The sequence below is a fragment of the Streptomyces sp. BV286 genome (assembly GCF_019090165.1).
Classification (GTDB): domain Bacteria; phylum Actinomycetota; class Actinomycetes; order Streptomycetales; family Streptomycetaceae; genus Streptomyces.
In genome coordinates this window covers 1-18,047 of record NZ_JAHRIB010000114.1, presented here as the reverse complement: position 1 = coordinate 18,047, position 18,047 = coordinate 1, and the positions used below count along the sequence as shown (strand labels likewise).

Sequence of the window (18,047 nt, the reverse complement as noted above, 5' to 3'; positions counted from 1 at the left end):
GCCACTCCCCTCGCCCCCAGGTCCCGTTTACTTATGCGGCGCATACCGCGACCGCAGTACGTGCGGGTGGAGCTCACTCCACCCTTGGGCGTACCAGTCCCGACTCGTACGCGATCACCACGAGCTGGGCCCGGTCGCGTGCTCCGAGCTTGGCCATGGCCCGGTTGACGTGCGTCTTGACCGTGAGCGGGCTGACCTCCAGCCGCTCGGCGATCTCGTCGTTGGAGTGCCCGCCGGCGACCTGGACGAGGACTTCGCGCTCGCGGACGGTCAGCGCTTCGAGCCGTTCGGCGCGCGCGGGGTCCCGGTCGTCGTCGGCGTCGCCCTGCGCGAGGAACTTCGCGATCAGTCCCTTGGTGGCCACCGGTGACAGCAGCGCGTCGCCGCCGGCAGCGACACGGATGGCGTTGAGCAGTTCCTCCGGCTCGGACCCCTTGCCGAGGAAACCGGAGGCTCCGGCCCGCAGCGACTGCACCACGTACTCGTCGACCTCGAAGGTCGTCAGCATGACGACCCGCACCTGGGCGAGGCCCGGGTCGGCGCTGATGAGCCGGGTCGCGGCCAGCCCGTCGGTGCCGGGCATGCGGATGTCCATCAGGACGACGTCGGCCCGCTCCTCGCGCGCGAGCCGCACGGCCTCCGCACCGTCCGAGGCCTCTCCGACGACCTCCATGTCGGGCTCCGAGTCGACCAGGACCCGGAACGCACTGCGCAGCAGAGCCTGGTCGTCGGCGAGCAGGACACGGATGGTCATGCGGGGTTCCCCTTGGCTGCCTTGTTCGTGGACGAGGTGGACGCGGGGCCACCGGACGCGGCCGCTCCCCTGCCGGAGGTGGCCGGGGAGGCGGTCGGCGTGGTTGCGGCCCGGGAGCCGGCCGCGGTGGACGCCGTACCCGCGGTGCTCCCCGTACTGCCGGTTGTGCCGGTAGTCCCGGCGCTTGCGGTACCGCTCTTGACCGGCAGGATCGCATGCACCCGGAAGCCGCCTCCGTATCGGGGTCCCGCGGTGCAGGTGCCGCCGAGCGCGGTGACCCGCTCGCGCATGCCGAGGAGCCCGTGGCCGCCGTTCTCCTCCAGGCGGGCGGCGGCGTCGTCGCCGGGGCCGTTGTCCAGGACGGTGATCTCCACGTTCGGTCCCACGCGTACGACGCTCACCTCGGCCTTCGCCTCCTGGCCCGCGTGCTTGCGCACATTGGTGAGGGCTTCCTGGATGATCCGGTACGCGGCCAGGTCGACGGCGGCGGGGAGGGTCGTGCCGTGGTCGGTGCGGGCCACTTCGACGGGCAGGCCCGCGCTGCGGAACGTACCGACGAGCTCTTCGAGGCGGTGCAGGCCGGGCGCCGGTTCGGTGGGGGCCTCGGGGTCGCCCGACTGTCTCAGCAGGCCGACCGTGGCGCGGAGTTCGTTGAGCGCGGAGCGGCTGGCCTCGCGGACGTGGGCGAGGGCCTCCTTCGCCTGGTCGGGGCGTTTGTCCATGACGTGCGCGGCGACTCCGGCCTGCACGTTGACGAGGGCGATGTGGTGGGCGACGACGTCGTGCAGATCGCGGGCGATGCGCAGGCGTTCCTCCGCGACCCGGCGGCGCGCCTCCTCCTCGCGGGTGCGCTCCGCCCGCTCGGCGCGCTCTCTTATGGCGTGCACGAAGTCGCGGCGGCTGCGGACCGCGTCTCCCGCGGTGGCGGCCATACCGGTCCAGGCGAAGATGCCGAGGTTCTCCTGGGCGTACCAGGGCAGAGGGCCGGCGAGCATGGCGATGCCGGTGAGGACCGTCATGGTGAGGAGGCCCACGCGCCAGGTGGTGGGGCGGTCCGTCGCCGCGGCGACGGTGTAGAGGGCGACGACGGCGGACATCGCGACGGGGGCCCTGGGGTCGCCGGTCACGAACTCCACGACGGACAGGGCGCTCGTCGCGGCCAGGACCTTCATGGGGCTGCGGCGGCGGAAGACCAGCGCGCCGGCGGCGAGCAGTGTGAGGACGATGCTGAGGGGATCGGGGGTGCGGATGTCCCAGGCGGGGTGGTGCCGTCCGTTCGGCTCCGCGAACGCGCCGGCCACCATGCACGCGAGGACGGCCGCCGCCAGTGCTCCGTCGACCACCAGGGGGTGGGACCTCAACCAGTCCCGGGCGCGCGTCAGTGTGCTCACACCTGTTTACGGTACGGGGCTTTCGGCGCTGTCACGGGGGACGGTTCCCGAACCCCTGCCCGAGCTTCTCTCGCAGGCCCGGTGGGACGGCTGGTCTCCAGCCCGCGCCCCTGGGGTGGATGTCCGGGGCGGAGCACGGGAACAGGAAGGGGCGGCTGGGGCGACAGCCCCCTCAGCCCGGGATCAGCCCGTCGTCGCTGAGCATCTCCCGGACCTCCGACAGGGTCGCGTCGGGGGACGGGAGGATGAGCTCGGAGGGTTCGAGGGAGTCGTCGGCGAGGGGGACGCCCAGCCGGCGCACCGCGTCGAGCAGCGCTCCCAGCGTCCGCCGGAAGCCCTCCTCGTCACCGGACTCCATCTCCGCCAGGAGCTCGTCGTCCAGCTTGTTCAGTTCGGCGAGGTGGCCGTCGTCCAGCCTCGCCTGTCCCTCCCCCATGATCCGTACGATCATGACGCCCTCCTCGGCGTGGGACGCTGCCCGCGGCTACTGCTTGTCGAAGCGCGGGGTGTCCTGCGGCTGCTGCTGGGACCGAGTCTGACCCGGACCGCCCTCGATCGCCTGCTGGGACGAGGAGCCCCCGGCCAGCTCGGCCTTCATGCGCTGGAGCTCGAGCTCCACGTCCGTGCCGCCGGACAGCCGGTCGAGCTCGCTCTGGATGTCGTCCTTGGCGAGCCCGGAGTGGTCGTCGAGAGCGCCGGAGGCGAGCAGCTCGTCGATGGCGCCGGCCCGCGCCTGGAGCTGCGCGGTCTTGTCCTCGGCCCGCTGGATGGCCATGCCCACGTCGCCCATCTCCTCGGAGATGCCGGAGAAGGCCTCGCCGATCCGGGTCTGCGCCTGGGCGGCGGTGTACGTCGCCTTGATCGTTTCCTTCTTGGTGCGGAAGGCGTCGACCTTCGCCTGGAGGCGCTGGGCGGCGAGGGTGAGCTTCTCCTCCTCGCCCTGGAGGGTCTGGTGCTGCGTCTCCAGGTCGGTCACCTGCTGCTGCAGCGCGGCACGGCGGGACAGGGCCTCACGGGCCAGGTCCTCACGGCCGAGCGCGAGCGCCTTGCGCCCCTGGTCCTCCAGCTTGGAGGACTGGCCCTGCAGCTGGTTCAGCTGCAGTTCCAGGCGCTTGCGGGAGGTCGCCACGTCGGCGACTCCGCGACGCACCTTCTGCAGCAGTTCCAGCTGCTTCTGGTACGAGTAGTCGAGGGTTTCGCGCGGGTCCTCGGCCCGGTCAAGGGCCTTGTTCGCCTTCGCGCGGAAGATCATTCCCATACGCTTCATGACACCGCTCATGGGCTTCGCGCGCCCCCTTCTGACGGACTTCCAGCTCCAGCGACTGCAACAGAACCCACAGTACGGGCCCTGCATCCATTACCGCACTGTTCGGGGACGGATGCGCTCATCCCCAAGGACGACTGCTGACGATCCCGCTCCGGCGTAGGGAGTAGGTGACCCCCGGGGTTCGTGCGGGGGCCGGCTGGGAGAACCTCACACCACCACCCCTTTTCGGACCGCTCTGTCCCCCTGGAGACGACCGGTGTTGCCGGATCGTTCCCCACAGGACTGACGTCCATGCCTCCGTACCCATTACCCTTGGGTTTTGTGTTCCGTAGCCGTGCCAAGGATGAGAAGGCCCCCGCCGACAAGGCGCTGACCGACTCCACTCAGACCCGTGACCCGCAGGCCCCCAAGGGTCGGCCCACGCCCAAGCGCAGTGAGGCCCAGTCCCAGCGGCGCAGCGTGGCCAATACGCCCACGACGCGCAAGGAGGCCGCCAAGCGACAGCGTGATGATCGCCGTGCCCACATGGAGAAGCAGCGCCAGGCGCTGGCCAGCGGCGACGAGCGCTATCTGCCCGCCCGTGACAAGGGCCCCGTGCGCAAGCTCGCGCGGGACTTCGTCGACTCGCGGTTCTGCATCGCCGAGTTCTTCCTGCCGCTCGCCGTGGTCATCCTCGTTCTGAGCATGGTCCGCATCCCGCAGCTGCAGAACGTGGCGCTGCTGCTGTGGCTCTTCGTGATCGTGCTGATCGTGGTCGACTCGGTCGGTATCGCGATCCGCCTGAAGAAGCAGCTGAACACGCGCTTCCCCGACGAGGCGAAGCGTGGCGCGGTCGCCTACGCGCTGATGCGCAGCCTCCAGATGCGCCGCCTCAGGCTGCCGAAGCCGCAGGTCAAGCGTGGAGAGCGGCCCTGAGCGCGGCATCTTTCGCGGGGGGCGCGGCGGATGCCTGGCTGAGCAAGCTGGGCGGCCTGCGTGATGTCGTACGGCAGGAGCTGGTGGCCCGGCAGCTCGACGAGCAGATAGCCGGGCGGTTCCCCGTGGGGCAGCGGCTGCGCGTGCTCGACGTGGGCATGGGCCAGGGCACGCAGGCGCTGCGGCTGGCCCGGGCCGGCCACCAGGTGACCGGGGTCGAGCAGGACTCCACGATGATCGCGGTGGCCCGCGACGCCCTCGCCTGCGAGCCGGAGGGCATCCGCGGCCGGGTGCGGCTCGTCGAGAGCGACGGGCGGGACACCGGGGTCCACTTCCTGCCGGGCAGCTTCGACGTGGTGCTGTGCCACGGCGTACTCATGTACGTCGAGGAGCCCGACCCGCTGCTGGCGGGGCTCGCGCGGATGCTGGCCCCCGGCGGACTCCTGTCCCTCCTCGTGCGGAACGCCGACGCGCTGGCCATGCGGCCGGGGCTGGCCGGCGACTGGGCGGGCGCGCTGGCCTCCTTCGACACCGGCTCGTACACGAACCGGCTCGGGCTCGACGTACGGGCCGACGGGCTGGACACCCTCACCGGCACCCTGGCCGGGATCGGGGCGCCACTGCACGCCTGGTACGGGGTGCGGGTCTTCACGGACACGGCCGCCGACGACGCGGTGGTGCCGGACGACGTGGACGTCCTGCTGGCCGCCGAGGAGCGGGCCGGACGGACGGATCCCTACCGCCGCGTGGCAGCGCTGCTGCACCTCTGCGGCGTCCGCGGCTGACGACCCCTCCGCCCGGGGCGGGCCGTGGCCGACGGGCCGCCGAAGGAACCGAGGACGACGGCGTGGCCCGTGACCGACGGGTCGCACGGCCGGGCGGCGGAGAGGCCGCGGCCGTTCGCACGGTCGCGGCCTCTCACCCGAACGGGCTACGAGCCTAGGAAGCCTCGGCGTGCAGGCTCATCGGGCCGTAGACCTCCGTGGCGTCCTCGAAAATGCGGACCTGGTCCGCTCCCCCTTCGGCCAGCTCCTTCCAGTGCTCGCCGAGCCAGGACTCCGCGTCGCCCTGGGTGGTGAACTCCTCGGGCTGGACCGCGGGCTGGACCTCTGTCCCATCTGCCTTCTCGAACCGCCACGTCCATGCCGCCATGTCAGCCTCCCAAAAGTACCGAGCAAGATCGGGCTCCTGGCGCCAGCCTAGGGGCTGCGCCGGTCGTCCGGTGTTCAAAGGTGCAGGTCGAGAACTGTGGGGTGCCGGTGCCGGGCGGACGGGGACCGCTCGCGCGACGTCCCGCGGCCCGGAAGAAGCGCGCCATTGTGCACCCCTGACGGGCACGAGCCGCGCCGACACGGAAAAATCGGCTCCGTGGAAGTGACTCTGCTTGGTACCGGCGGGCCCATGGGGCTGCCCAGGCCCGACTGTTCGTGCGCCGTCTGCGCGGTGGCGCTCGGTGAGGGCGCCCGGGCGGCCGCCGCCCTGCTGGTGGACGGGACGTTGTTGCTGGATCTGACGCCCGGGGCGGCCTTCGCGGCGGCCCGGGCCGGGCACTCGCTGAGCGGGGTGCGACAGGTCCTGTTGTCGCACCCCCATGACGGGCCCGCCGTGGAGGTGCCGGCGGGGCTGCCGCAGCCGGGGCGGGTGCCGGACGGGCGCGAGCTCACCCTGCTGACGGGGCATCGGGTGCGGGCGCTGCCGATGGACGCCCCGGGCACCGGGTACGCGGTCACGGGCCCGGACGGGCAGCGGCTGCTCTACCTGCCGCCGGGCGCGGCCCCGGCGGGCCTGGACGAGACGGCCGGCATGTACGACATGGTGGTCGGGGACGTCGTCGGGCGGCCGGACGCGCTGGCCCGGCTGAGACTGGTCGGAGCCGTCGGGCCCGCCACGGACGTGATCGCGGTGCACCTCGACCACGACGTGCCGCCGGGCCGTGAGCTGGGGCGGCGGCTCGCGGCCGCGGGGGCACGGGCCGTGCCGGACGGCACGACGCTGACCGTGGGGGTGTACGAGGACGTGCCCGACGTGCCGCGCCGGACCCTGGTGCTCGGCGGGGCGCGCTCCGGGAAGTCGGTGGAGGCGGAGCGACGGCTGGAGGCCTTCCCGGACGTGCTGTACGTGGCGACGGGCGGCGCGCGCAACGGGGACGGGGAGTGGGCGGCCCGGGTGCACGCGCACCGCGAGCGGCGTCCCGGCTCCTGGCGTACCACCGAGACCTGTGACCTCGTGCCGGTCCTGAAGGAGGACGGGCCGCCGGTGCTCATCGACTGTCTGTCCCTGTGGCTGACGGACGCCATGGACTCGGCGGGCGCGTGGGACGACGACGAGTGGGCGGGCGGCGGCGAGCGCGCGCTGCGGGCGCGTGTCGAGGAACTGACGGCCGCCGTCCGTGAGACCCGCCGCACGGTGGTCGCCGTCTCCAACGAGGTCGGTTCCGGCATCGTCCCCGCCACTCCTTCCGGCCGTCGTTACCGCGACGAACTGGGCCGCCTCAACACGGCGTTCGCGACCGAGTGCGAGCACGTGCTGCTGGTGGTGGCGGGACAGGCGCTCACGCTGAAGAGCTGAAGGGCTCGCCAGGTCCGCGCTCCGGGTGGGGCGCGGACCGGAGGGACGGCTCGCGCGCGTTCTTGCGGGCGATGATCCGGTACGCGTTCGAGAAGCGTGTGCGGCGCAGGAGCGGGGCCAGGGCGTGGTCCAGCACGAGGGCGGAGGCGAGCAGCGGGGTGGTGGCCCGGGTGAGCGCCGTCCGCAGGGTGCGCTGGAGGTCGGTGGGCGGCGTGGGCCGCCAGGGCTCGTCCCCGCCCGGCAGCCGGTTGCCGATCGCGAGGGCCAGGGCGCCGGTCAGGTCGTAGGGGACGTGCGGTTCGCGGCGGTCGGTGGAGACGACCGTGCAGCCCAGTTCGTCCAGTTCGTCCAGCAGGTTGCGCAGCGGCATGAGGTGGAGATGCTGCGGCTGGCAGTACGACACCCACCACTTGCCCAGCAGCGCGCCGAACGCGCAGTCGGGGTCGGGGACTTCGACGAGGAGATGCCCGCCGGGGCGCAGCACGGCGAGCGCGGCGCGCAGTTCCACGCGCGGGTCGGGGCTGTGCTCCAGGTGGTGGAACATGCTGACCACGTCGTAGCGGGCCCGCAGCCGCTCGACGAGGTCGGGCAGCAGGCCGCGGTGCGCCTCCTCGACCCGGCCCGCGGCCCGGGCCTTCTCGACGCGCGCGGTGGGGTCGAGCCCGTCGAAGGCCGTGTACGTGTACAACTCCTTGGCCGCCGCCGGGAAGTGGCCGTGGCCGGTGCCGACGTCCAGCCAGCTCTCGGGCTCCGGGAACGGGAGCATCGCGCGGGCCGCGGCCTCGTGGCGTCTGCGGCCGGCGCGGGCGCGCAGGATCCGCTCGGCGAAGCTCTCGTGCTCCTCGCCGTCCTCCCGGCTCTCGTGGTTCTCGTAGAAGTCCCGGTAGTAGAAGGCGAGGCCCTCCGCGGTGAGGCGGGGGTTCTGGAACGCGTGGGCGCAGTCCTCGCACTCGTCGACGACGAACGTGCCGGGCTTGTGCTGGAGCAGGTCGGGGGTCCGCAGCCGGGTGCGCAGCCGCCGCGAGCCGCACCAGGGGCAGTCGGGCCTGCGCGGTTCGTGGAAGCGGTCGGTGCCCTGGGCGAGTTCGCCGAGGTACACGGCACGGCGCTGGGCGACGGTCGGCCGTGCGGGGGGTGTGACGGGCGTGGGGGGTGTGGGGGGCATGGTCTGTCTGCTCCTGCCGGTCCGACGGGTAAGACCCTGTAGAGGCTGATATGTGCTGTTACCAGCTGATACAAACCGGTATGACAATCCACTGCAAACCGGAACGTATGGGATCGCGATCTTCGATGCAACGACCCCGCGAATCCCACTGACCGCCCGTCAGGATCCCGGTCCGATCACTGCCGGTACTGTTCGGCGAATGAGCCCGCTGAATCTCGACGACTTCACCGATCTGATCGAGCGCCCGGACGGCGGCGTCCGCCGTGACGCCGAGGCGCGCCGGGAGCGCCAGGTCGTGCCGCCCGGGTCACTGGGCCGCCTCGACGAACTCGGTGAGTGGCTGGCGGCGGCACAGGGGGCGGTGCCGGTCCGGGCGGTCGAGCGTCCGCGCGTGGTGCTGTTCGCGGGCGATCACGGGATTGCCGGCCTTGGGGTGTCGGCGCGGCCCGCCGGGAGCGCGGACGAACTGGTGCGCTCCGTGCTCGACGGCGCGAGCCCCGTGTCCGTACTGGCCCGGCGCCTCGGGGTGCCGGTGCGCGTGGTGGACATGGCGCTCGACTGCGAGCCCGGCACCCTGCCCGACGAGGTCGTACGGCACCGGGTGCGGCGCGGGTCCGGGCGGATCGACGTGGAGGACGCGCTCTCCCTGGAGGAGGCGGAGGCCGCGTTCCGGGCGGGGGTCGCCGTCGCGGACGAGGAGGCGGACTCCGGGACCGACCTCGTGGTGCTCGGAGACGTGAGCGTCGGCGGGACGACCGCCGCGGCCGTGCTGGTGGCGGCGCTGTGCGGGACCGACGCGTCGGTCGTCACCGGGCGCGGAGGGCGGGCCATCGACGACCTCGCCTGGATGCGCAAGTGCGCGGCGATCCGTGACGCGCTGCGCCGGGCCCGGCCCGTTCTCGGGGACCAGCTGCAGCTGCTCGCGACGGTCGGCGGCGCGGACCTCGCCGCGATCACCGGTTTCCTGCTGCAGAGCGCGGCACGGAAGACGCCGGTGATCCTCGACGGAGTCGTCTCCGCGGCGTGTGCGCTGGTCGGGCAGCGGGTCGCCTTCCGCGCGCCGGACTGGTGGCTGGCCGGCCAGAGCAGTGGCGAGCCCGCGCAGGCCAAGGCGTTCGACCGGATGGCGCTCGAACCGCTGCTGGATCACGGGGTGACGGTCGGGGAAGGGGCGGGGGCGTTGCTCGCGCTGCCTCTGGTGCAGGCCGCGGCGGCGCTGGCCGCGGAGCTTCCTGAGGTGCCGGAGGTGCCGGAGGTGGCTCCGGAAGCCGCCGAAGCGCCCTCCGAAGCCCCGGAGGCCCCGGAGGCCCCGGAGGCCCCGGAGGCCCCGGAGGCCCCGGAGGCCCCGGAGGCCCCGGAGGCCCCGGAGGCCCCGGAGGCCCCGAGGGGCGTATAGCCGCTTGAGCGGGGTTCGTCGCGTTCGGGTGCGTGGGGGCTGGTCGCGCAGTTCCCCGCGCCCCTGACGGGCGCGGGACCTGGTCGCTGGAATCCGCCCTTGCCGCCCTCTGCCCCATATGATCCATTTTCATGGGAAGAGCCCGAATCGCCGCCGCGTTCGCCGTCTGGTACCTCCGCGTCGTCTCGTTCCTCAACTTCCTCAGCGCCGTCTGGGTCTCCCTCGGCCAGGACGTGCGCCGCCACAACACGGAGAACTACTTCACTCCGTACCTGCTGACCGCGGGCTTCGCGTCGGGCGTGTTCACGATGTTCCTGGCGATCACCATGCGCCGGCGCAAACGAGCGGCCTGGATCCTCAACCTGGTGCTCGCAGGGCTCTTCCTGCTGCTGTTCGCCTTCGCGATGGTCTTCCCGGAGATCCGCCGGTACCCGCAGAACTGGATCTCCCTCGTCCTGACGGCGGCGTTCGTGGCGTCCCTCGTCGTCGGCCGACGCGAGTTCTACGCGAAGGGCGACCGCTCGAACCCCAGGCTCGCGGCGGCCGTGGGCGTCGGCGGGCTCCTGCTCTGCTCCCTGCTGGCCGCGCTGCTGGTGACCGTCACGAACCACGCCCACGACGCGCACCTCTCGACCTTCACCGACCGCTGGCGCTACGGCACCCTGCGGCTGATCTCGGTCGCCGCCGACGACTCCCGCTTCCCCGGGATCACCACTCCCAACTGGGTGAACGTCGCGATCAACGTGCTGAGCACCCTGCTCGTCCTCGCCGTCTTCTACGCGGCCTTCCGCTCCCGCCGCGCCGTCGACCCGCTCACCGAGGACGACGAGGAGCGGCTGCGGGCGCTGCTCGACCGCAACGGCGACCGGGACTCCCTCGGCTACTTCGCGCTGCGCCGCGAGAAGAGCGTGGTGTGGTCGCCCACCGGCAAGGCCGCCGTCGTCTACCGGGTCGTCGGCGGTGTCTCGCTGGCCTCCGGCGATCCCATCGGCGATCCCGAGGCATGGCCCGGAGCCATCGACCCCTGGCTCGCCGAGGCCCGCGCGCACGGCTGGATCCCGGCGGTCATGGGCGCGGGCGAGGAGGCCGGGACCGTCTACGCCCGGCACGGGCTGGACGCGCTCGAACTCGGGGACGAGGCGATCGTCGAGACCGCGGAGTTCACCCTCGACGGGCGGGCCATGCGGACCGTCCGCCAGGCCTACAACCGTGTGCGGCGCGCGGGCTACCAGGTGCGCGTCCGGCGGCACGAGGACATCCCGGCCGACGAGATGGCGTACCTCCTCAAGCGCGCCGACGACTGGCGGGACGGCGCGACCGAGCGGGGCTTCAGCATGGCGCTGGGGCGGCTCGGGGACCCCGGTGACGGCCGGTGCGTGATGCTCGAATGCCGGGACGGCGGCGGCGAGAACGGGGAGGGCGAGCTGCGGGCGGTGCTGTCCTTCGTGCCCTGGGGGCCGCACGGGCTCTCCCTCGACCTCATGCGGCGGGACCGGGACTCCGAGAACGGACTGATGGAGTTCATGGTCATCGAGCTCCTCCAGCAGGCCCCCGAGATCGGGATCACTCAGGTCTCGCTCAACTTCGCCATGTTCCGTTCCGTCTTCGAACGTGGCGCGCGCCTCGGCGCGGGGCCGGTGCTGCGGCTGTGGCGCTCGCTGCTCAGCTTCTTCTCCCGCTGGTGGCAGATCGAGTCGCTGTACCGCGCCAACGCCAAGTACCGGCCCATCTGGGAACCGCGGTTCCTGCTCTTCGAGAAGAGCGCCGACCTGCCGCGCATCGGCCTCGCCGCCGCCCGCGCGGAAGGCTTCCTGGAGGCGCCTGGCCTGCCGAAGTGGCTGCACCGCAAGCACCTGGAGTCGCACAGATGAGTACCCGCGGATGAGGACCAACGGATGATGAGGACGCACGGATGAGGACGCACGGAGCGGCGGTCCCGCGCCGATGACCGCGTACGGACGGGGCGGTGCGCGCCGGTGAACCTCCTCGGCCGCGCCGCCCGCGCCGAGTGGGGTCCGCTGCATGCGGCCGTGCGCGCGGGCCTCGCCGCGAGACGATGGCGCGCGATACCCATGACCGTCGGCGCGGTGTGCCTGACGGCGCTCCTGCAGTACGCGCAGAACCAGTCCTGGGGCTACCGGTTCGTCCAGGACATCGGTGCCGTCCGCGCCGAGGACCCGCTGGGCCCGGCCCTCCTGCGCACCCCGCTCTCCGTCTTCGTACCGGCCCTCGATCTGCCCGTGTGGGGCGCGCTCGCACAGATCCTTGTCGTGTTCGGGATCGCCGAGATCTGCCTGGGCCGGTGGCGGACGCTGACCGTCGCGTACGTCGCCACGCTGGCCGGGACCCTCTACGCGCGCGTGGGCATCGCTTTGGGCCCCCACGGCCCGTTGGGGCTGCCGGCCTCGGACGCGCTGGTCGTGGACACCGGGCCGTCGGCGGCCGTGGTCGGGCTCGCCGTCTTCCTCGGGTGGCGGTATCGCGCGTACCGCACCGCGGGCGCCGTCGTCGTGGCCATGATCGTCGAGGTGCTGGTCAAAGAGAACCTGGCCGGCAAGGAGCACCTGGCCGCGATCGCCGCCGTACTGGTGGTGTGCGCGGTCTCCGCGTTCCGTCAGCGGCGTTCCGGCAGGGAGCGGACGGGTTCCGGGTCGGGCTTGCCGCCGATCAGGTCCTGAAACCTGCGCCGGGGCCCCGCCCACCGGCGGTCGTGGTGGTAGGCCCGCAGCCGCGCCTTGGCTCTGGCGCGCGGCCGCCGGCGGTAGAAGCGCCTGGCCCACGGGGAGGTGGGACGGGCCAGACGGATCACGCCGACCAGGGCGACAGGCGGGACGACCACGCCGAAGATCGCCATGCGCGCCTTGCCCTTGCTCAGGGCCAGCAGCGCGACGAGGAAGTTGATCGCGATGCTCACGATCACGCCCGCGCGGTCCTGCAGTTCGTCCTCGGTGAGGTCATTGACGCCGAACGGCAGGAAGCCGCTGAGCATCAGGCCGACCAGGGCCGCCGTGACGACCACGACCTCGACGCTCTTGCGGCCCTCCTCGCTCCAGTACACGTCGTCGAGATGCAGGATCAGCGCGAACTCGTCGAGCACCAGACCCGCGCCGATCCCGAACACCACGGCGAACGCGGCCGAACCGAACCCGTGCCGGTCGCTGCCCACCGCGCCGAAACCGCCGATCACGGTCAGGACGACCCCGGGGACGACGTGGTGGATGTGGACGCCGCCGGCCTCGACGTTGCCGAAGGGGCCCTTGCCCGCCCGGATCATCCGGACCACGATCCGGGTGATCACAAAGGTCAGCACGAAGGAAGTGAGCGCCAGCAGCAGCGGCAGCTTTCCCGGTTCGATGATGTTCCGTGTCCACCAATGCCCCATATGCGCACTTTAACCACGGCTGCCGTGAGGGGCTTCCGGCCCGCCGGGTAACCTGCGCCGGTGTCCACGCCCCCGCCCGGGACCCCCGAGGCCTCCGAGACGCCCTGGACCGCCGGGCTGCGCTTCGCCTTCGGCACCCTCACCGTGTTTCCCGTGAAGGTGTCCCGCTGGGACCGCGAGGCCGCGCGCACCGGGATGCTGAGCGCGCCCGTCGCCGGGCTGGCCGTGGGTGTCCTCGCCGCCGCGAGCGGCCTGTTCCTGCTGCTGGTCGGGGCGGGTCCGCTGACGGCGGCCGTGGCCACCGCCGCCATACCCGCCGTCCTCACCCGCGGCCTCCACCTCGACGGTCTCGCCGACACCGCCGACGGCCTCGGCAGCGGCAGGCCCGCCGAGGAGGCGCTGCGCGTCATGAAGCAGTCGGACATCGGGCCGTTCGGCGTCATCACCCTCGTGTTCGTGCTGTTCGCCCAGGTGGCGGCGCTCGCCGAGGCGTACGGGTCCTCGTGGGTCCGGGGCGCCCTCGCGGCCGTCGTGTCCGCGACCGTCGCCCGGCTCGCGCTCACGCTGGCCGCCCGGGCCGGGGTCCCGGCGGCGCGGCCCGAGGGGCTGGGGGCGGCGGTCGCGGGCGCTGTCTCCCCCCGGGCGGCGCTGCTCGTCGCGGGCGGGGTCACCGCTCTCGTAGCGGCGGGCACGGGGGCGTTCCTCGGAGCCCGCGGTCTCGTCCTCGGCGTGCTGGCCGTGCTCGTGGCGTGCGGTTGCGCCGAGTTGCTGCTGCGGCATTGCGTCCGCAGGTTCGGCGGGATCACCGGTGATGTCTTCGGCGGCCTGGCCGAAACCGCCGCCACCGCGGCGCTGGTGGTCCTCACTCTCTCGTGAGTGGTGAGTGCTGAGTGCTGAGTGGTGCGTGGTGTGTGGCGCGGAGCGGTTCGGGTTGTTCGTGTTCTTCCGGTGATTCCGGCGGCGGCCGCGCGCGAAGGCCTCGACAAGTGCGCGGCGTACGCCGGGAGTCCGGAGCGGACCGCCCGGAAAGCGCGAAGCGGAATGAGGGTCGCTCAGCGCGAACGGAAGGCGTGTGTTCCGGGACACAGCGGGGACGGGCGAGAAGTGGCCAGGTCCTCACTCAGGGATGAACACCCGCTGGAATGAGCGAAACGCGCCACCGCGCGTAGGCTCGTGCCCGGGACTCCAAACGCCCCGGCCGAGCTCACCCCCGCCGGCCACAGCAACTCAATGGAAGCGAGATTTCACCACCGTGACTGCTCTCACTCTCAGCACCGCCGCGGCGCCCGGCCTGCGAGCCGACGCGATCGTCGTCGGTGTCGCCAAGGGCACTGGATCCAAGTCCGGTGGCCTGGTTGTCGCGCCGGGCGCCGAGGCCGTGGACAAGGCGTACGACGGCAGGCTCGCCGGCGTTCTGGAGACCCTCGGCGCCTCGGGCGGCGAGGGCGAGGTGACCAAGCTGCCCGCGCCGTCCGGCTTCAAGGCGCCGCTCGTGCTGGCGGTCGGTCTCGGTGCCCTCCCCGAGAAGGACGACTCCTTCTCCGCGGAGACGCTGCGCCGCGCGGCCGGCGTCGCCGCCCGCGCCCTGGCCGGCACCAAGAAGGCCGCGTTCGCCCTGCCGGTCACGGACGCCGCCGACGTCGGCTCCATCGGCGAGGGCGTGCTGCTCGGCGCGTACTCCTTCGACGCGTACAAGGAGACCGGCAAGGACGGCAACGGCGCCAAGAAGGGCAAGGCCCCGCTCGCCGAGGCCGCGCTGCTCGGCGGCAAGCCCCGTGACAAGGCGTTCAAGGCGGCCGTCGAGCGCGCCACCGCCGTGTCCGAGGAGCTGAACCGCGCCCGCGACCTCATCAACACCCCGCCGAACGACCTGAACCCCGAGGCCTTCGCGGCCGTCGCCCAGGCCGCGGCCAAGGAGCACGGCATCAAGGTGCAGGTGCTCGACGAGAAGGCCCTCGCCAAGGGCGGGTACGGCGGCATCCTCGGCGTCGGCGCCGGTTCCGCGTCCGCGCCCCGCCTCGTGAAGCTGTCGTACACGTCGTCCAGGGCGAAGAAGCACCTCGCCTTCGTCGGCAAGGGCATCACCTACGACTCGGGCGGCATCTCGCTCAAGCCCGCCGGGCACAACGAGACGATGAAGTGCGACATGAGCGGCGCCGCCGCCGTGTTCTCCGCGGTCGTCGCCGCCTCCCGCCTCGGCCTCGAGGTCAACGTGACCGGCTGGCTCGCGCTGGCCGAGAACATGCCGTCGGGCTCCGCCACCCGCCCGGGCGACGTGCTGCACATGTACAGCGGCAAGACCGTCGAGGTCCTCAACACCGACGCCGAGGGCCGGCTCGTCCTCGCCGACGCGCTCGCCAAGGCGTCCGAGGAGAAGCCCGACGCGATCGTCGACGTGGCGACGCTGACCGGCGCGATGATGCTGGCGCTCGGCAACCGCACGTTCGGGATCATGGCGAACGACGACGCGTTCCGCTCAGCGGTGCACGAGGCCGCCGAGGAGGTCGGCGAGGCCGCGTGGCCGATGCCCCTGCCGGAGCACCTGAAGAAGGGCATGGACTCCCCCACCGCCGACATCGCCAACATGGGCGAGCGGTACGGGGGCGGCCTCGTCGCCGGCCTCTTCCTGAAGGAGTTCGTGGGCGAGGGCATCACCTGGGCGCACCTCGACATCGCGGGGCCCGCGTTCAACGAGCAGGGGCCCTTCGGGTACACCCCCAAGGGTGGGACGGGGTCGGCCGTACGCACGCTGGTGCGGCTCGCCGAGTTGACCGCCGCGGGGGATCTGGGCTGACGCCCGCCCCATGACCCGGCTCGGACCGTCCTGCGACGGGTGCGGGCCGGGTGTGGCTGATCGCAGTTCCCCGCGCCCCTCGAAGGGGCGCGGGGGTGCGGGGCCCCTGTGTACGCACTGCCGTGTGATCGATCAGACGTCTCACTGCCCGGCCCGGCGTCCCGCCTGTCGCCGACAAGTGCGAAGATGGGTTCTCGGCAGGACAGGGCCCACCTCAGGGCCGAAGAAAGAGCGGCCGGACACCAGCCGCCGCCCGGTCGACGCAGACCGGCGTAGGCGCACATGCATGGAGGACGTGACGTGGCGAACGACGCCAGCACCGTTTTCGACCTAGTGATCCTCGGCGGTGGTAGCGGAGGCTACGCCGCGGCCCTGCGCGGAGCGCAGCTGGGCCTGGACGTCGCCCTGATCGAGAAGAACAAGCTCGGCGGCACCTGCCTGCACAACGGCTGCATTCCCACCAAGGCCCTGCTGCACGCGGGCGAGATCGCCGACCAGGCACGCGAGAGCGAGCAGTTCGGCGTCAAGGCCACCTTCGAGGGCATCGACATCGCCGCCGTCCACAAGTACAAGGACGACGTGATCAGCGGCCTCTACAAGGGCCTGCAGGGCCTGGTGGCCTCGCGCAAGGTGACGTACATCGAGGGTGAGGGCCGCCTGTCGTCCCCCACCTCCGTGGACGTCGGCGGCAAGCGCGTCGAGGGCCGCCACGTGCTCCTGGCGACCGGCTCCGTGCCGAAGTCGCTGCCGGGCCTGGACATCGACGGCAACCGCATCATCTCCTCGGACCACGCGCTGACGCTGGACCGCGTCCCGCAGTCCGCGATCGTGCTGGGCGGCGGCGTCATCGGCGTCGAGTTCGCCTCGGCGTGGAAGTCCTTCGGCACCGACGTCACGGTCATCGAGGGTCTCAAGCACCTCGTCCCGGTCGAGGACGAGAACAGCTCCAAGCTTCTTGAGCGCGCGTTCCGCAAGCGCGGCATCAAGTTCAACCTCGGCACGTTCTTCGAGAAGGCCGAGTACACGCAGGACGGCGTCCGCGTGACCCTCGCCGACGGCAAGACCTTCGAGGCCGAGATCCTCCTGGTCGCCATCGGCCGCGGCCCGGTCTCCGCCGGTCTCGGCTACGAGGAGCAGGGCGTCGCGACGGACCGCGGCTACGTCCTGGTCGACGAGTACATGCGCACGAACGTGCCGACCGTCTCGGCCGTCGGTGACCTGGTCCCGACGCTCCAGCTCGCGCACGTCGGCTTCGCCGAGGGCATCCTGGTGGCGGAGCGTCTCGCCGGTCTCAAGACCGTTCCGATCGACTACGACGGCGTGCCGCGGGTGACGTACTGCCACCCCGAGGTCGCCTCCGTCGGTATCACCGAGGCCAAGGCCAAGGAGATCTACGGTGCGGACAAGGTCGTCGCTCTGAAGTACAACCTCGCGGGCAACGGCAAGAGCAAGATCCTCAAGACCGCGGGTGAGATCAAGCTCGTCCAGGTCAAGGACGGTGCCGTGGTCGGCGTCCACATGGTCGGCGACCGCATGGGCGAGCAGGTCGGCGAAGCCCAGCTGATCTACAACTGGGAGGCGCTGCCCGCCGAGGTGGCGCAGCTCATCCACGCCCACCCGACGCAGAACGAGGCGATGGGCGAGGCCCACCTCGCGCTCGCCGGCAAGCCGCTGCACTCGCACGACTGACCGACCCTCGGTCACCACACGACGCGACGACCCAGACTTCCGCAATTCGTAAGGAGCAACCGAAACCATGGCGGTTTCCGTAACCCTTCCGGCGCTCGGCGAGAGCGTCACCGAGGGCACTGTCACCCGCTGGCTGAAGGCCGAGGGCGAGCGTGTAGAGGCCGACGAGCCGCTGCTCGAGGTGTCGACCGACAAGGTCGACACCGAGATCCCCTCCCCTGCCGCCGGTGTGCTCGCCTCCATCAAGGTCGCCGAGGACGAGACCGTCGAGGTCGGCGCCGAGCTGGCCGTCATCGACGACGGCTCGGGTGCGCCCGCTGCCGAGTCCGCTCCGGCCGCCGAGCCCGCTCCCGCCTCGGAGCCCGCTCCGGAGCCTGCCCCGCAGGCCACCCCGTCCACCGAGGCCGCCGCTCCGGCGCCGGCCCCGACCGCCGAGGCCGCCTCCGGCGGCGGTTCCGCCGAGGGCACGGACGTCGTCCTGCCCGCGCTCGGCGAGTCCGTCACCGAGGGCACCGTCACCCGCTGGCTGAAGGAGGTCGGCGAGGAGGTCGCGGAGGACGAGCCGCTGCTCGAGGTCTCCACGGACAAGGTCGACACCGAGATCCCGTCGCCCGCCGCCGGCGTGCTGCTGGAGATCGTGGTCGGCGAGGACGAGACCGCCGAGGTCGGCGCGAAGCTCGCCGTCATCGGTGCCCCGGGCGCGGCTCCGGCCGCGGCGTCCGCTCC

General features: G+C 72.3%; 17 protein-coding genes. 10 read left to right on the top strand and 7 right to left on the bottom strand.

The window, feature by feature from the left end; translation table 11 throughout:
* Positions 1–73 precede the first annotated feature (73 nt).
* The 4 genes from KUF83_RS15985 to KUF83_RS15970 form a co-directional block, all read right to left on the bottom strand.
* Complete coding sequence (locus tag KUF83_RS15985) at positions 74–754, bottom strand: response regulator transcription factor (RefSeq protein WP_217455352.1); 681 nt, start codon at positions 752–754, stop codon at positions 74–76.
* Positions 751–2,145 (bottom strand): sensor histidine kinase, encoded by a 1,395-nt coding sequence (locus tag KUF83_RS15980; protein WP_217455351.1) that lies wholly within the window; start codon positions 2,143–2,145, stop codon positions 751–753. Before KUF83_RS15980 ends, KUF83_RS15985 begins: the two co-directional genes overlap by 4 nt.
* 172 nt (positions 2,146–2,317) lie before the next feature.
* Entirely contained in the window at positions 2,318–2,596 is a 279-nt protein-coding gene (locus KUF83_RS15975; RefSeq protein WP_217455350.1) for a hypothetical protein, read from the bottom strand.
* A gap of 33 nt (positions 2,597–2,629) precedes the next feature.
* Positions 2,630–3,424, bottom strand: coding sequence for a PspA/IM30 family protein (locus tag KUF83_RS15970; RefSeq protein ID WP_217455349.1), 795 nt, complete (start codon positions 3,422–3,424; stop codon positions 2,630–2,632).
* Positions 3,425–3,703: 279 nt separating this feature from the next.
* On the opposite strand from KUF83_RS15970, the gene KUF83_RS15965 reads away from it, so the two are divergent.
* Positions 3,704–4,327 carry a DUF3043 domain-containing protein gene (locus KUF83_RS15965; RefSeq protein ID WP_217455348.1) on the top strand — a complete coding sequence of 208 codons (624 nt, stop codon included), beginning with the start codon at positions 3,704–3,706 and terminating at the stop codon, positions 4,325–4,327.
* Positions 4,328–4,410: 83 nt separating this feature from the next.
* A complete protein-coding gene (locus tag KUF83_RS15960; protein ID WP_217455347.1) occupies positions 4,411–5,112 on the top strand; it encodes a bifunctional 2-polyprenyl-6-hydroxyphenol methylase/3-demethylubiquinol 3-O-methyltransferase UbiG in 702 nt (233 codons plus the stop codon).
* A gap of 154 nt (positions 5,113–5,266) precedes the next feature.
* Here the strand turns inward: KUF83_RS15960 and KUF83_RS15955 are convergent, their stop codons facing one another.
* Positions 5,267–5,479, bottom strand: a complete 213-nt coding sequence (locus tag KUF83_RS15955) for a hypothetical protein (RefSeq protein WP_217455346.1) — start codon at positions 5,477–5,479, stop codon at positions 5,267–5,269.
* A gap of 216 nt (positions 5,480–5,695) precedes the next feature.
* Here KUF83_RS15955 and KUF83_RS15950 point away from each other — a divergent pair, with 216 nt between their 5' ends.
* Positions 5,696–6,895, top strand: coding sequence for a bifunctional adenosylcobinamide kinase/adenosylcobinamide-phosphate guanylyltransferase (locus KUF83_RS15950; protein WP_217455345.1), 1,200 nt, complete (start codon positions 5,696–5,698; stop codon positions 6,893–6,895).
* Here KUF83_RS15950 and KUF83_RS15945 read toward each other — a convergent pair.
* Positions 6,879–8,060 (bottom strand): class I SAM-dependent methyltransferase, encoded by a 1,182-nt coding sequence (locus KUF83_RS15945; protein WP_217455344.1) that lies wholly within the window; start codon positions 8,058–8,060, stop codon positions 6,879–6,881. The two genes, KUF83_RS15950 and KUF83_RS15945, sit on opposite strands and share 17 nt — an antisense overlap.
* Positions 8,061–8,259: 199 nt before the next feature.
* Between KUF83_RS15945 and cobT the strand changes: the two genes are divergently transcribed.
* The 3 genes from cobT to KUF83_RS15930 all read left to right on the top strand — a co-directional run bounded on the left by cobT (position 8,260) and on the right by KUF83_RS15930 (position 12,134).
* Positions 8,260–9,456 (top strand): nicotinate-nucleotide--dimethylbenzimidazole phosphoribosyltransferase, encoded by a 1,197-nt coding sequence (gene cobT, locus KUF83_RS15940; protein ID WP_217455343.1) that lies wholly within the window; start codon positions 8,260–8,262, stop codon positions 9,454–9,456.
* Positions 9,457–9,587: 131 nt separating this feature from the next.
* The gene (locus tag KUF83_RS15935) at positions 9,588–11,327 is read left to right on the top strand and encodes a phosphatidylglycerol lysyltransferase domain-containing protein (protein ID WP_217455342.1); all 1,740 of its coding nucleotides are present in this window, start codon (positions 9,588–9,590) and stop codon (positions 11,325–11,327) included.
* 105 nt (positions 11,328–11,432) lie between these two features.
* Positions 11,433–12,134 carry a hypothetical protein gene (locus KUF83_RS15930; protein WP_217455341.1) on the top strand — a complete coding sequence of 234 codons (702 nt, stop codon included), beginning with the start codon at positions 11,433–11,435 and terminating at the stop codon, positions 12,132–12,134.
* On the opposite strand, the gene KUF83_RS15925 is transcribed toward KUF83_RS15930, so the two are convergent.
* Positions 12,071–12,838, bottom strand: a complete 768-nt coding sequence (locus KUF83_RS15925) for a hypothetical protein (RefSeq protein ID WP_217455340.1) — start codon at positions 12,836–12,838, stop codon at positions 12,071–12,073. The genes KUF83_RS15930 and KUF83_RS15925 overlap by 64 nt on opposite strands.
* Positions 12,839–12,898: 60 nt before the next feature.
* Here KUF83_RS15925 and KUF83_RS15920 point away from each other — a divergent pair, with 60 nt between their 5' ends.
* From KUF83_RS15920 to KUF83_RS15905, 4 genes are all read left to right on the top strand, one after another.
* Complete coding sequence (locus KUF83_RS15920; RefSeq protein WP_217455339.1) at positions 12,899–13,714, top strand: adenosylcobinamide-GDP ribazoletransferase; 816 nt, start codon at positions 12,899–12,901, stop codon at positions 13,712–13,714.
* 376 nt (positions 13,715–14,090) lie between these two features.
* A complete protein-coding gene (locus tag KUF83_RS15915) occupies positions 14,091–15,632 on the top strand; it encodes a leucyl aminopeptidase (RefSeq protein ID WP_217455338.1) in 1,542 nt (513 codons plus the stop codon).
* 300 nt (positions 15,633–15,932) lie between these two features.
* Positions 15,933–17,321, top strand: coding sequence for a dihydrolipoyl dehydrogenase (lpdA, locus tag KUF83_RS15910; protein WP_217455337.1), 1,389 nt, complete (start codon positions 15,933–15,935; stop codon positions 17,319–17,321).
* Positions 17,322–17,388: 67 nt separating this feature from the next.
* On the top strand, positions 17,389–18,047 hold a 659-nt coding region (locus tag KUF83_RS15905), incomplete at its 3' end, for a biotin/lipoyl-containing protein (RefSeq protein WP_302828518.1).